This is a genomic window from Porphyromonas bennonis DSM 23058 = JCM 16335, from assembly GCF_000375645.1.
In the GTDB taxonomy this organism is placed as follows: domain Bacteria; phylum Bacteroidota; class Bacteroidia; order Bacteroidales; family Porphyromonadaceae; genus Porphyromonas_A; species Porphyromonas_A bennonis.
Genome location: NZ_AQWR01000048.1, coordinates 1 through 13084 on the forward strand (window position 1 = coordinate 1; position 13084 = coordinate 13084).

The following is a 13084-nucleotide window of genomic DNA, read 5'->3' on the forward strand; positions in this document are numbered from 1 at the left end:
GCGGGATCGGCAGGCGGTAGCAGTAGGGCTGGGATCAGTCGACAGGATTGCACAGCGACAGGGATTATCACTTCTTTACTTTAAGGCTCAAATGCGTCACCCCTGAGGCACGACAAAAAAAGATGGGACCACGCTCACGCGCAGTCCCAATCTGAAAAACTTGTTTAATGAAATTAACGCATCTGATAAACAAAACCTTTATCTTACTAGCCCAACAGGCGGACTATATTACACACTTCTCCTTGTCACATAGGGTGGAGAGCCCTTATACAGTATCCATACTTTAGCTTCTTTGTCTTCCTTTGATGTGTGGCTATGGGATTGGTTTAATCGTCCTGAAGGAAAAGTTCGATTTTCTCTCTTTTCTTTTGTCTTCCCAGCCTTTGTCGGTTTGGGTTTGTTGTGCTTTTGTCTGACGGTCAGAGTGGTGCGGGTCTGTCGGGGATACACGCCTTTAGTTACCATTCGGCTGAGATGGTGGGTGAGATCTCTGATTCTATGAGTGGTGCCTATAGTAAGCAACAGGCATCCCGGTCTGCGATGGGATTCGCAGACCACACACGATCGTCTCTGATCCGAGTCAGCTCAGTCCGAGGGAGAGCCTCAGCTTGCGGCGATGGTTGGCCCAGATCTTCTGCAGCGTGGCGGGCTCGAGGTGCTCGTCGTGGTCATTGACCATAAGTGAGACGAAGTGCGAGAGCTCCGATACGACGATCTCCATCCGCACATAGCTTGTGGGACAGTCGTTCCAGTTCCACTGGATATACTCTCCCTTCTTCAGATCTGTGACTGTTGCGGAGCGGTCATCGCCGGTCTCGTCCCAGAATACATGTATCTTCCTCAGCGAGACATCCACCCTCGGGGCGATCCACTCTGATAGACCCCTGGCAGTCGAGATTTGGTTCCATACGCTCTTGGGAGATGCGTTGTCGAGGTCGATCTCTATCTTGAAGCCTTCTCCGTGTGAGGTCCTAGCCATAGCATTCTATTATTAGTCTTACATGATAGTGCAATATAGTCATTTCCTCGTATTATAGGAGCATATGATAAGTGATTTCCCTGTTTTTGCCCCAGAGTCGCACTCTCTTACCCCTAGGATGATGACAAGGTGCTACTGATGGAGCGCTTTTCGGTCGATCCCGGATCCTGAGTCCGGAGAGATCCTCGTAGATTGTAAAGTATTAAGTAAATTTGCTCGGTTACTATCCGCATAATAAGACTAGAACTATGATAAGGAGTAAGGAGGCTAATCAGCCCGTATGGAGAGATATCACTGCACTCTCCGACCTACCGCAGTCACTTCAGCAGCTGGAGGAGCTCGCCAATAATCTCTGGTGGGTGTGGAATGCACCGGCTCGTCATCTCTTCAGGGATCTTGACCCGGTGGTCTGGTACCACTCTAAGGGGAATCCGGTCCACGTCCTCCACACCCTCTCTCAGAGCCGTATCGCAGAGCTGACAGAGGATCAGGACTTCCTCGAGAGGCTTGCGCAGGTGTACAGTAGCTTCAGGTCCTATATGGATCAGCCAAAGAGGGACGATCTCCCTTCTGTCGCCTACTTCTGTATGGAGTATGGCATCACCAATATCCTGAAGATCTACTCCGGCGGTCTCGGCATACTAGCCGGTGACTACATCAAGGAGGCGAGTGACTTCGGTGCCAATATGGTGGGTGTCGGCTTCCTCTACCGCTACGGCTACTTCGACCAGAAGATCACCGCCGACGGACAGCAGGTAGCCGAATACAAGGCTCAGGACTTCGAGGATCTGCCTCTCACGCTGGTGCGTGACGACAATGGAGCGCCCCTGATGCTCCGTGTGCCCTTCAACGGCTACGAGGTGTCTGCCCAGATCTGGCGCGTCGATGTAGGTCGGGTGAAGCTTTACCTTATGGATACCGACATTGCGGAGAACTCTGAGTGGGATCGTCAGATCACTCATCAGCTCTATGGAGGCGACTGGGAGAACCGTATGAAGCAGGAGTATATGCTCGGCATCGGCGGTGTACAGATGCTTCGTCTCCTCGGCATCGAGACCGATGTATACCATGCCAATGAGGGCCATGCTGCCTTTATGGGGCTGGAGCGTATGGCTCATATGGTGGAGGGCGGTCTTGACTTTGACCAGGCACTGGAGCTGGTCCGCTCCTCCGGACTCTATACCTGTCACACTCCGGTGCCGGCAGGACATGATTACTTCGACGAGTCCCTCTTTACGAAGTATGTCGGGCACTACGCCGACAAGCTCCGTATCTCCCTCCAGGATCTGATCGATCTTGGTCGTGAGACTCCCGGCTCTCATGAGAAATTCTCCATGAGCGTCCTGGCGCTCAATACCTGCCAGGAGGCGAATGGTGTCAGTAAGCTCCACGGTCAGGTGTCGCGCGAGATGTTTGCTCCCGTCTGGAAGGGATACCTCCCTGAGGAGCTCCATGTCGGATACGTGACTAATGGCGTGCACCTGCCCACCTGGATGGCCTCGCCCTGGTCTGATCTGATGGAGAAGAGTGTGGGTGATGATATCCTCACCGAGCAGGACAGTCTCGACCTGTGGGACAAGGTCTGGCAGACTCCCGACATGGATGTCTGGGAGAAGAGACTGGAGCTCAAGAGTCGTCTGATCGAGTACCTCCGTCGTCGCTACGAGGCACACATGGGAGACTTCAATCAGGACCCCACCATGCTGATGAGCTTCCTCGAGACGCTCACCCCGAAGACCCTTCTCATCGGCTTTGGTCGCCGCTTCGCCACCTACAAGAGAGCGCACCTCCTCTTTACCGACCTCGACAGGCTCTCCAAGATCGTCAATGATCCGGAGCACCCGGTGATCTTTATCTTCACAGGCAAGGCGCACCCGGCTGATGGAGGCGGTCAGGGGCTGATCCGACATATCTTCCAGATCTCCAAGCGTCCGGAGTTCCTCGGCAAGATCCTCTTTGTCGACAACTACGACATCCGTGTGTCCCAGTTCCTCATCCCCGGTGTAGATATTTGGCTCAATACGCCGACGAGACCGCTTGAGGCCTCAGGTACCTCGGGTATGAAGGCGCTGATGAATGGCGTGCTCAACTTCTCCGTCCTCGATGGCTGGTGGTATGAGGGCTACGTCAAGGGGGGAGGCTGGTCGCTTACCGAGAAGATCACCTTCTCCGACACGAACCTGCAGGACAAGCTCGACGCTGCGACCATCTACCGTATGCTGGAGGAGGAGATCATCCCGCTCTACTACGACAATGATAAGGAGCAGTCCTACTCAGAGGGCTGGATCCATGCCATCAAGACAGCCACCTCGCAGATTCTCCCTCGCTTCACGATGCGACGGATGATCCGTAATTACTTCGACCGATTCTACAATCAACTCGGAGAGCGCAGTGCCATGCTCCGTGCAAGTGACTACAGGCAGCTCGGTCGTCTCCTCGAGTGGGAGCGCCACGTGGCTCAGTCGTGGTCTCACCTGGAGGTGGTGGATACCCGAATGATCAAGGACGACGGCACCCTGATAAACAACTTCACCGTGGGCGGTATCGCACGGGGAAGTGTCACGGTAGACCTGCACGATCTGCGTAGTGACCTGGCTGTCGAGCTGATCATCGCTCGTGAGGATACCAAGACGAAGAAGCTCCATCTCGCCAGTAAGCAGGCCTTCCACCTCGTCTCCGAGGAGGGATCCCGCAGACGGTATGAGCTGAAGGTGGATATTGATCTACCCGGTACCTATAAGGTAGCCACTCGCATCACTCCGACCCATGAGCTGCTGGCACACCCGATGGCTCTGGGGTATATGAAGTGGGTCACCATCTTCTGAGGCGCGCCTTAGCACTGCTTGAGGGATGAAGATTCACCACGAGGGTACGACCTTCTTAGTCGCAGCGGGGATATTCCTCAGCTTCCTCTGCCTCTACATCTACTTGGTAGTGGAGCAGAGGTGGCCCTTCTGGCTCTCCGTCGTGGTGAGTGTGGTGCTGCTGGGCATCGCCTTCAATTTCTACCGCTCTCCACGCCGCATCCACGGCAAGCCGACGGACGGACTGGTACTCGCCTCTGCTGATGGGCACATTGTGGCTATCGAGGAGGTGGATGAGCCGGAGGTCTTGGGCGGTAAGAGTCTGATGATCTCTACCTTTATGTCCCTCTTCAACGTCCATGCTCAGTGGGTGCCGGTGGCGGGCGAGGTGACCTATGTGCGTCACCACCGGGGCAATGTCTACGCCGCCTATGTCCCTAAGAGCAGTACGGAGAACGAGCGCTCCACCGTCGAGATAGTCACTCCCGAGGGGCACCACATTGTGGTGCGTCAGATCGCAGGGGCGATGGCTCGTCGCATAGAGACCTATCTCAGGGAGGGGGAGACGTGTGAGATCGATGACCAGCTGGGCTTTATCAAGCTCGGCTCTCGGGTCGATATATTCCTCCCGCTGGGAAGTAAGCCGCTGGTGGATCTCGACGAGCCGGTTACCGGTAACGTCACCGTGCTGGCGGAGCTGCCTCCCCGTGAGACGTCTAAGTAAATGGAAACCATGGCAAAGCCGATCTATAAATACATCCCCAATCTCCTGACGCTCTCTAATGGGCTCTTCGGTGCGCTCTCTATCGTGATGTACCTCACAGTCTCACTCCGAGCGGCGCTCTGCTGCATCGCCGTGAGCCTGATCGCCGACGTGCTCGACGGTATGACTGCGCGACTGCTCCACGCTACGTCAGACATTGGTGGTGATCTGGACTCCCTCTCCGATGTCATCTCCTTCGGTGCCGCGCCGGCGATCCTGCTGACGATGGTACTAAGGGGACTGGGCTGGGGTGTCGCTTGCTGGGCGCCTCTGCTGGTCGTACCCGCCTCGATATATCGTCTGGCGAAGTTCAATAACGATCCCCGTCAGACCACATCCTTCATCGGCCTTGCCACCACCGGCAATGCGGTCATGCTGGCACCGCTGGCACTCTTCTTTCAGAGCCACTCTGTCGCGCCCACGCCGCTTTACCAGACTCTCTTCGTCCTCTTTATGATCGTCGATGCCTGGCTTCTGGTCTGCGAGGTGCCGTTCTTTGGTCTCAAGCAGCTCTCCAAGGGCTGGCGAGCCAATATCGGGCTCATCATCGTCGTCTTTGCAGCGATAGTGGCACTGATCCTCTTCGGTATCGAGGGGATCGCCTGGGCGATGATGCTCTATATTTTGCTTAACTTAATCACGTGGCTGACTCACAAGTCAGGCGCAAAATCAACAATCCAATGAAGATAAACGATAAGTCCTACGTCCGCGTACAGTATAAGCTCACCGAGGTAGCTCCCGACGGCTCCGAGACCTTTGTCGAGGAGACGACTGAGGATCGCCCCATGGACTATGTCCACGGTCTCGGGATCCTGCTGCCGGACTTTGAGAAGGAGCTAAGCGGTCTCGATGATGGGGATGTCTTTGACTTCACACTCGAGCCTGAGGCTGCATATGGTCCCATCCAGGAGCAGCTCCTGATGGATCTCGACAAGTCCATCTTCCAAGATCCGGAGGGAAACTTTGACAGCGGCTTCGTCCAGGTGGGGCGCTACGTCCCTATGCGTACCGCTGACGGCCAGACGGTCAATGGGCTGGTGCTAGATATCACGGAGGATAAGGTGAAGATGGACTTCAATCACCCGCTCTCCGGTAAGACGCTTCACTTCGTCGGTCACGTGCAGGAGGCTCATCCCGCCACGGATCAGGAACTCAAGCGCTTCGAGCAGCTCCTCCACGGGGGTTGCTGCTGCGGCTCAGACGATGACGAGTGCTGTGGACACCATCACGACGACACCTGCCACCACGGACGTGGCAACGACTGTCTCTGCCACAAGTCCCACTAAGCTTCCTTATTAGTACTGAGGTCTCTCCATTATCGTGGAGGGACCTCAGTGCTTTTGCGGTGCTACTTTACTCAAAAGGAGAAGACCTCGCGGAAGGCGTCCAGCAGCGCCTCCTTCGCCTCATCCATAGGGACCTCGTGCCCCAGCTCACGAGCAAGACTGGTGACACCGCGGTCGCTAAAGCCGCAGGGGTTGATCCAGTGGTAGGCATCCTCGTGGGTATTGACGTTGAAGGCAATGCCGTGCATCGTGACGAAGCGGCTGGCGCGTACGCCGAGGGCGCAGACCTTGCGAGGGTAGTCGTCCGTATGCAGCCAGACGCCCGGGGCGTCGTCCATCAGCTCACCGGCGAGCCCGTATCTACGCAGCACGGTGAGCGCCACCTCTTCGAGGGCGGCAACGTAGCGCCTGACGCCGAGGTGTAGCTGCTCGAGGTCGAGGATCGGGTAGACGGTCCACTGCCCCGGACCGTGGTAGGTGGCGTCGCCGCCTCGATTGGTGCGGACGAGGTCGATACCTGCCCGGTGGATCTGCTCCTCAGGGTAGAGGAGGCTCTCCTCCTTGGCATTGAGCCCAAGGGTGATGACCGGCTTGTGTTCGTTGAAGATCAGATACTGCCTCGGCAGCTCACCACGATGCTTTGCCTCGATCGCCCGGTCGAAGAGCTCTCGCTGCTGACGGTAGGAGTCGGCGTAGCTGATGCCGGAGGGATTGATGATGACTTGCAGTTCGCTCATAGGTTTACCAGCTTTTTGGAACGAACTTCTCACACAGCATGGAGGCGGGGCAGTAGTTACAGCCACTCGCATCGCCGGCCTCTACGGCAAAACTGAAGTCTTCGTCGAGGATCAGTCTCACCGCCTCTCGCAGCCACTCCTTTATGCTGGAGTCCACATTTGTCCGGTAGTCGCTGATCACGACCGGGTTCGGGTCTATTTCCTTGGGGACCTTTAGTGTGATGATGCCGTCATTAATGTCGGGCGCACCGGGCTTGAGGATCATAGGTCGGACCTTAAGGTTTTTATCTGACAAGAGCCGGTTGAGCTCGCCCGACTCGAGCATTACGTCGCAGTAGTACAGGAGCTGGATGACTGCGCCATTGATTTTCTTAGCCTGCTTGAGACACTCGACCAGCTTTTTGGCGTCAGTAGGCCACTTGGATAGATCGCACTCGGTTTTGTCCCGCCCGGTCTTGTAGTCGATGATATTGACGGTGTCGTCCTGCACGTCTATGCGGTCAATGATGAGCTTGAAGTTTGCACCCTCGTAAGCGGTCTCTATCTCTATCTCCCCTCCGACGTAGGTGATGTCGCCGCCTGCCTGGACCCGCTCAAGGTCCGCCTCCACCATTCGCCGGACAAGTTTCCTCGTCATCTCGAGCTGGTTGTCGTTGTAGTCACTCTTCTTCGTCTCGAGATGGAGCTTCTTGGCACTCTCGGCTACGGCATTGTCTATCGCATCGCCTTCTAGAATTTTAGAGAGACTTTCGCGCGAGAGACCATCTTTTTCCCCCTCACTCTCCTTATAGAGCGATTGCATCGCAGTGTGGAAGAGGGTACCGCTGTCTCTCTTGTCAAGGACACCGGACAGGTTTTCATCGTCCCTTATCCCCTCGATGGCGGTGTAGTAGAAGCGTCTCGGGCAGGTGTGGAAGTCCCTCATCCGCGAGGCTGAGAGGTGCTTTACAGCCACTGTAGACTGATCGTTTACGTCAGCCCTATACTGACTGACCAGCGTCTTGTCCTCAATGAAGTCGCCGCCAGCCTCTGTGCCGGTAAGGGGGAAAGAGGCCTCCGCCTCGTACATAGGCACGCCGTAGACGTCCCTGAGGAGCTGCACGTATCGGGAGGGCTCTCCCGCGGAGGCATCGCCGGTACGGGAGTCGTAGAGGAAGACGACACGCTTGGCACGAGACATGAGACGGAAGAAGTTGTAGGCTCTCGTCTGCTCCTGGAGGTCTGTGGTCGGGAGGTTGTACCCCTTGCGGAGGGAGAAGGGGATAGTCGTATCAAGCTGTGTGGCGGTGGGCAGGGTACCCTCAGAGGCGTCGGGTATGATCACGGTGTCGAAGTCAAGTCCGCGCGTCTCTAATAGCCCCATCACCTGCAGTCCTCGGAGTGGCATACCGCTGAAGGGGACCCTTGCCCTGGCGATCGTGGTCCTGAGTAGGTCTGTCACGACAGAGTAGGTAAAGGGATTTGTCGCACTCTCAGCGTGTCGCTTGCAGTAGGCTCTCTGGGAGGTGAGCTGAGGAAGGATCAGCTCGCGACGGATATACTTGATCATACCCTGCTCCGGATCCTCTTCCTCATCCGCAGGAGCTGTCTCCGTGATTAGGAGCTTGAGGAGATCGTCCACCTGAGTCGTCAGCACAGCTCCCTCTGGGTAGCAAACACCGTCGGTAGTCGGCTCGCAGAGGGTATCAGCTTCTCGGAAAATGGTCAGCAGTATCTTTCGCGTGCGGCTCTCATCGGGAAAGTGATCTACTATAAGACTCTGTAGCTCGTTGCCGCTGATGAAGAACTTTTTCTCCTTGATCAACTTGTCCTTAAGACCCTCGCGCGCCTTTGCCATCTCCTTATCGGAGAAGAATTTGGATAGGGCCGCCAGCATAAGGATCTCGCACACCTCTGTGAGACGGTACCGTCGATTGCGCTTATAGTAGTTGCTCCAGTACTTCAGTAGCAGGCTCAGCATCGCAGCGACAGGGATCCCCTTAATCGGGTAGCCCATGGTGACATTGATCTTGCCGATCCCCTTCGGCATATTGCTCAGCAGAGGCAGCAGGAGATTCTCGTCCGGTAGGACGATCGCCGTCTTCAGCGGTTCTCTCGAGTCGAAGAGTGGGTCGCTGTCGTTGGTATCGCTCAGAGACTGCACGATCTTTTTCCAGCCGTCTTCCCGGTTGTCGTCCTCTATCAGCTTGCGGATCGCTCCGGTCTGGGCTACTGCCGAGGCGGTAGAGATAAGGGCGGTGCGGAGCTCATGTGCCTGATCGGGCACGTCGAAGTTGATGTGGTAGTCTCCTGTGGTCGGAGCGGGATACGCTGAGGTATTGCGCCCGACAAAGGAGCCGGCCAGTCCGGGAGACTTCAGGATCGGATCGGTGAAATAGTCCCAGTAGAAGATTGCCTTACCGGTGTCTCTGAAGTGGTCGAGGATCCGGTACATAGCGGGCGTCTGAGCATTGAGTCCCACGAAGACAGTGATCATCCCGTCATCGGTGAGGCTTAGCTTCCCACCCTTGATCTGCTCCGCCGCCTCCCGGAGCATCATTCCCTCATAGGCGAGCCCCTCCTCCTTCATCAGCCCCTTGGCGGTGTCGTAGATCTCAGGGAGCTTCATCCAGAAGTCGAGGAACCTTTTCTTCATCTCCTCCGACTTGCTACCCTCCTTCGTCGTCAGCTCCGGCAGCTTCGCGTCCTTCTCGTATATCAGCTTGCAGATGCCCTCCCACTGCCTCTTGGATAGGAAGGTGGTGAGATCCTCGGAGAGCTCTTTATGATTGAGTATGTTCTCTAAGAAGCTATCCACCTCGACGAGATGCTTATCTATGTCGTCGAAGTCCCGGAGGAGCGACTTCCCGAAGTCGTAGAAGTCCTCAAATGATCTCTCCTCGTACGTCAGCCCCATAACCTGCCGGTAGGCGAGGTAGATCTTGTGGATGATGAGCAGCTCGCTATTCGGATCCTCCTCGCCTGCCATATGTAACCTCTGTCGGAGGAGGTTATTCATCGTCGTGCACTCCGGGAGGAGAATCGGTGCCTCACCGGCACACTGCTTCAGGTAGTGGCAGAGGAAGATCCCCGCTCTCTGGTTGTGGAAGATGAAGCGGTACTGATGCAGCGGAGTGGCGCCGGGCGTCGAGGTCAGGTTGTAGAAGTGCTCAGCAATCTGCTTGAGGAATGGCTCTGCCATGGGAGTGCTTGATGAGGAGATGAGTGTAACTAAGAAAAGCCCTCCTCCTCCATCTGTGGATGAAGAGAGGAGGGCTCTCAGATAGTGGTGCAGTACGGAACTGCTTATTTCTTACGCTTGGTGATAGCGTTGTAGATAGCGATGAGGATAACGGCGCCGATGACAGCTACGACGAGCTGCCCCCAGACACCGGTACCGGCGGAGACGTCCAGCAGGCTGAATACCCAGCCGCCCACTACACCTCCGAGGAGACCGAGGACCGTATTCCAGATGCATCCATTAGCGCCGCCCGGCATGATCCAGGAGGCAATTAGTCCGGCCGCAAGGCCGATAAGTAATGACCAAAGAAGTCCCATAATTTTTAATGCGTTATTGAGTTAGTGAAAAATGTTAGTCTTCTGTCTTGAAAAATGAGAAGTGAACCGCCCCATAGTGGCGCATCTCGACAAAGTCGGGATCCTCGCTGAAGTCCACCTCCCCGGGGTGCTCCTGCACATAGAGCCCTCCCGGTGAGAGGATGTGCGCCTCCCGGATCAGCTGTGGCAGATCCGGCAGCTGAGTCAGGTCGTAGGGCGGGTCCGCCACGATGACCTGATAGCTCGGTACCTCCGACGGATCCTTGGCGGCAAGCCGTCTGAGCCACTTCAACACATCGTAGTGTATGACCTTATACCCCGGGTCGCCCAGCGTCTCTGCCGTCTGACGGATAAAGGCAGCATGCGCCTCGTCCCGCTCGATGGCGGTCACACTACGAGCGCCCCTCGAGAGCATCTCGAAGCCGAGACTGCCTGTGCCGGCAAAGAGGTCAAGTGCGTCGCTCTCCTCCCAGTCGACGTAGTTGGCGAGGATGTTAAATAAATTCTCCTTCGCCATATCGGTTGTGGGGCGAGCCTTGAAGGTGCGTGGCACCTCAAAGCGTCGGCGACCATATTTCCCGCTTATTATCCGCATATCAGAGCGAGACGGATGACAGGGGAGTGGATGTCTGCCAGCTCCTCGGGGTGGGCGCAGAGAGCGCCGTAGTCATTGACCCTCACGTTAGCCACCGCATCCCGGAGGAGCCGAGTGGCGGAGTCTATCTCATCTGACTCCTTGGCAAAGAGGAGGAGGTGATCCTGCTCCTTATCGAGGTGGAAGTGCTCCCACACCGAAGTGATGTAGTAGAGCAGGTCTACTCGGTCAGCGATGGTATAGCGATTGGCGAGACGAAGGTGCCCGGACTCGCAGTAGCAGAGGTCCGTATGCCCGTCAGAGACCAGTGCCATGAGGGTGCGTGGGTAGCGCCGACGGCTGTAGATCGCACCCGCCAGGGCGAGTGCCGCTGCGGGATGGGCGTAGGAGGAACCCTGGAGGGCACTCTGACACTCGTCGAACGTCTCCTCCGTAGTGGTAAAGATCAGGTCTATCCCCAGGTCGCTGATCGTAGTGCTCTGCAGGCAGTGTCCCTCCTGGAGATCGGAGAGCCAGTGTCTGGGTGTCACCCCTCCGCTGGTGAAGTCTCTCGGCACCAGCGTGTAGCTCCCTCCCTCATCGATGTAGAGGGTAGTGGAGCCAAAGGGACGAGCCAGCTCCCTCCGGCGGAGGAAGTCCCTCGTAGCCTCCTTGCCCTGCACGACGATATGGCTCCGGATCAGAGGACGATCGCCACCCTCGGCGATCACCCCCTCGAGTCCATTATCACTAAGGGTGACGAGGAGCGAGCTCCGCTTGATGTCTGACTCGGTGAGGTCTCGACCGGTCTGTCGGTCTCGGATCTGATCCATAGGCAGGTGTAGTAGACAGGAGAGCCGATCTCACTCGGTCAGCACCGGTACAGATCGGCTCTCGGATTACTTCAGTCAGTTGCTGGGTCTATAGGCACTCAGTCCTGTGGATTACTCCCAGTTACCTGCGTTGTTATTGATCTCCGTCAGTGAGCCGACCTTCATACCGGGGTACTTCCCCATCTTCGTCTGACGGTCCACTGCGTTATTCAGCTCCGTGGCATCGAGGTCACCGAGGTAAGCGGCAAAGGGAGCGCTCGCCTGAAAGACGTTGATCGCATACTTGTGACCCTCCGGACCGGTGATGATCGAGGCGGTGTCCATCTGGAAGTACTCGCCAGTATTGGGGATCCTACCGAAGGTACTCAGGTCGACCTTACGCTCGCCAAATACGGTCGTCAGCGCAGGAGCGATCACCGTGTCACGAGAGAAGACAACGGTCTCGCCGTTGATATTCCTGACCAGCTTCTGCTCCTTAGCCTTGGTCCAGTCGCCGGTCTTCTTAGCCTGAGCGACGATGGCAAGAGCATCCTGCTCAGTCATGCCGTCCTCGAGCTGCTTCTCGCTGAGCTCCAGCTGGCGACGTACGGTCTTGACCTGACCATTCTGGAGCCAATTGGTCAGCTCGTCAAATGAGGGGGTATGATGACCATTAGATGACTTGTAAGCCACCTGAGCCGTACGGACGTCCTTGAGACGCTCGATGATGCGAAGCTCACGCTGAGTCTTCGTGTTCTTGAAGCGGATCGGTGTCTCTACCCTGGCGTAGCAGACATAGGCCAGAGCCAGCACTGCTGCTACAAGAAGGATCTTGAAGAGATTTTTCATAAGATGAAATATTGTGGTTGTTTTATTGTCTATAAGAAAACGTCCTGTCAGCCACCACACGGCAGCTCACTGACAAAAGTAGCAAAGTTTATTGATATGACCCACAATGTAGCGCACTAATTTTCTCACATCTGCACCATCAGGCTCCAAAGTGGCTGCTACTCTACTCCTTATGCCGCATATAAGCACAGTGGCAAATGCTTCGTCCATGGGTCGGCGAGCAGCGATTCAGCGATCAGGCGGGATGGGTATGCTCCATAAGAGTAGGTATATAGTATTTGAGTGGTACAGACACTTATCGGCTCTGTGAGGAGTCGGGAATGAAGCATTTCTTGCGGGTCCCCGCTTCATAGCGGTAAAGCTTGAGTGCGTCACCCACGGTCTGCAGATCTACCTGGGATGACGCAATTGAGCTTTAAAGTAATGAAGAGATAACCCTTTCGCTGTGAAATCCCGTCGAATGATCCCTCCCCTGCTGCCGTCTATTGATCCCGCAGGGGCGAAGCCCCGGAGGGATCATCGCTTTTTAGACCGGGTGTCGAGGCACGAAGTGCCGAAGACCCCGGGAAACGACGACGCATTCAAGGTATACGACCCCGCCAGGGTGTCGCACATATCAGTCAGTCTATCAGTGCGACACCCTAGCGGGGTCGCGGGATCGCTTGCGATGCCTGATCCACGGGTCATCGGGGCTACGCCCCTCGACCGCGTGGCTAAAAAGCGGGCACCCCTGTCGGGGTGCT

The 13084-nt window shown here is 56.2% G+C and carries 11 protein-coding genes; 4 read left to right on the top strand and 7 right to left on the bottom strand.

Annotated elements, in window-relative coordinates:
* Positions 1-580: 580 nt before the first annotated feature.
* On the bottom strand, positions 581-979 hold the full coding sequence (locus B088_RS07255; protein WP_018107756.1) for an START-like domain-containing protein: 399 nt from the start codon (positions 977-979) through the stop codon (positions 581-583).
* A gap of 248 nt (positions 980-1227) precedes the next feature.
* Here B088_RS07255 and glgP point away from each other — a divergent pair, with 248 nt between their 5' ends.
* Genes glgP through B088_RS07275 form a run of 4 tightly spaced genes read left to right on the top strand, consistent with a single transcriptional unit; the run spans position 1228 to position 5832 of the window.
* Positions 1228-3804, top strand: coding sequence for an alpha-glucan family phosphorylase (gene glgP / locus B088_RS07260; RefSeq protein WP_018107757.1), 2577 nt, complete (start codon positions 1228-1230; stop codon positions 3802-3804).
* 25 nt (positions 3805-3829) lie between these two features.
* Positions 3830-4507: a phosphatidylserine decarboxylase family protein gene (locus B088_RS07265; RefSeq protein WP_018107758.1), complete on the top strand. Its 678-nt coding sequence runs from the start codon at positions 3830-3832 to the stop codon at positions 4505-4507.
* Positions 4508-5230 (top strand): CDP-alcohol phosphatidyltransferase family protein, encoded by a 723-nt coding sequence (locus tag B088_RS07270; RefSeq protein ID WP_018107759.1) that lies wholly within the window; start codon positions 4508-4510, stop codon positions 5228-5230.
* Positions 5227-5832 (top strand): FKBP-type peptidyl-prolyl cis-trans isomerase, encoded by a 606-nt coding sequence (locus tag B088_RS07275; protein ID WP_018107760.1) that lies wholly within the window; start codon positions 5227-5229, stop codon positions 5830-5832. Before B088_RS07270 ends, B088_RS07275 begins: the two co-directional genes overlap by 4 nt.
* Positions 5833-5903: 71 nt before the next feature.
* On the opposite strand, the gene lipB is transcribed toward B088_RS07275, so the two are convergent.
* The 6 genes from lipB to B088_RS07305 all read right to left on the bottom strand — a co-directional run bounded on the left by lipB (position 5904) and on the right by B088_RS07305 (position 12341).
* Positions 5904-6569 (bottom strand): lipoyl(octanoyl) transferase LipB, encoded by a 666-nt coding sequence (gene lipB, locus B088_RS07280; RefSeq protein WP_018107761.1) that lies wholly within the window; start codon positions 6567-6569, stop codon positions 5904-5906.
* Between the two features lie 4 nt (positions 6570-6573).
* Positions 6574-9750 carry a PD-(D/E)XK nuclease family protein gene (locus B088_RS07285; RefSeq protein WP_018107762.1) on the bottom strand — a complete coding sequence of 1059 codons (3177 nt, stop codon included), beginning with the start codon at positions 9748-9750 and terminating at the stop codon, positions 6574-6576.
* 104 nt (positions 9751-9854) lie between these two features.
* On the bottom strand, positions 9855-10106 hold the full coding sequence (locus B088_RS07290; RefSeq protein WP_018107763.1) for a GlsB/YeaQ/YmgE family stress response membrane protein: 252 nt from the start codon (positions 10104-10106) through the stop codon (positions 9855-9857).
* A 34-nt stretch (positions 10107-10140) separates the two neighbouring features.
* A complete protein-coding gene (locus B088_RS07295; RefSeq protein ID WP_025082214.1) occupies positions 10141-10701 on the bottom strand; it encodes an RsmD family RNA methyltransferase in 561 nt (186 codons plus the stop codon).
* Entirely contained in the window at positions 10692-11513 is an 822-nt protein-coding gene (locus B088_RS07300) for a DUF3822 family protein (protein ID WP_018107765.1), read from the bottom strand. Before B088_RS07300 ends, B088_RS07295 begins: the two co-directional genes overlap by 10 nt.
* A gap of 111 nt (positions 11514-11624) precedes the next feature.
* The gene (locus B088_RS07305; RefSeq protein WP_018107766.1) at positions 11625-12341 is read right to left on the bottom strand and encodes a hypothetical protein; all 717 of its coding nucleotides are present in this window, start codon (positions 12339-12341) and stop codon (positions 11625-11627) included.
* Positions 12342-13084 lie beyond the last annotated feature (743 nt).

Coding starts and splice junctions, on each gene's coding strand:
- B088_RS07275 (WP_018107760.1), top strand. CDS start 5,227: ATGAAGATAAACGATAAGTCCTACGTCCGCGTACAGTATAAGCTCACC.
- B088_RS07255 (WP_018107756.1), bottom strand. CDS start 979: ATGGCTAGGACCTCACACGGAGAAGGCTTCAAGATAGAGATCGACCTC.
- glgP (WP_018107757.1), top strand. CDS start 1,228: ATGATAAGGAGTAAGGAGGCTAATCAGCCCGTATGGAGAGATATCACT.
- B088_RS07270 (WP_018107759.1), top strand. CDS start 4,508: ATGGAAACCATGGCAAAGCCGATCTATAAATACATCCCCAATCTCCTG.
- B088_RS07290 (WP_018107763.1), bottom strand. CDS start 10,106: ATGGGACTTCTTTGGTCATTACTTATCGGCCTTGCGGCCGGACTAATT.
- B088_RS07295 (WP_025082214.1), bottom strand. CDS start 10,701: ATGCGGATAATAAGCGGGAAATATGGTCGCCGACGCTTTGAGGTGCCA.
- B088_RS07285 (WP_018107762.1), bottom strand. CDS start 9,750: ATGGCAGAGCCATTCCTCAAGCAGATTGCTGAGCACTTCTACAACCTG.
- B088_RS07305 (WP_018107766.1), bottom strand. CDS start 12,341: ATGAAAAATCTCTTCAAGATCCTTCTTGTAGCAGCAGTGCTGGCTCTG.
- B088_RS07300 (WP_018107765.1), bottom strand. CDS start 11,513: ATGGATCAGATCCGAGACCGACAGACCGGTCGAGACCTCACCGAGTCA.
- B088_RS07265 (WP_018107758.1), top strand. CDS start 3,830: ATGAAGATTCACCACGAGGGTACGACCTTCTTAGTCGCAGCGGGGATA.
- lipB (WP_018107761.1), bottom strand. CDS start 6,569: ATGAGCGAACTGCAAGTCATCATCAATCCCTCCGGCATCAGCTACGCC.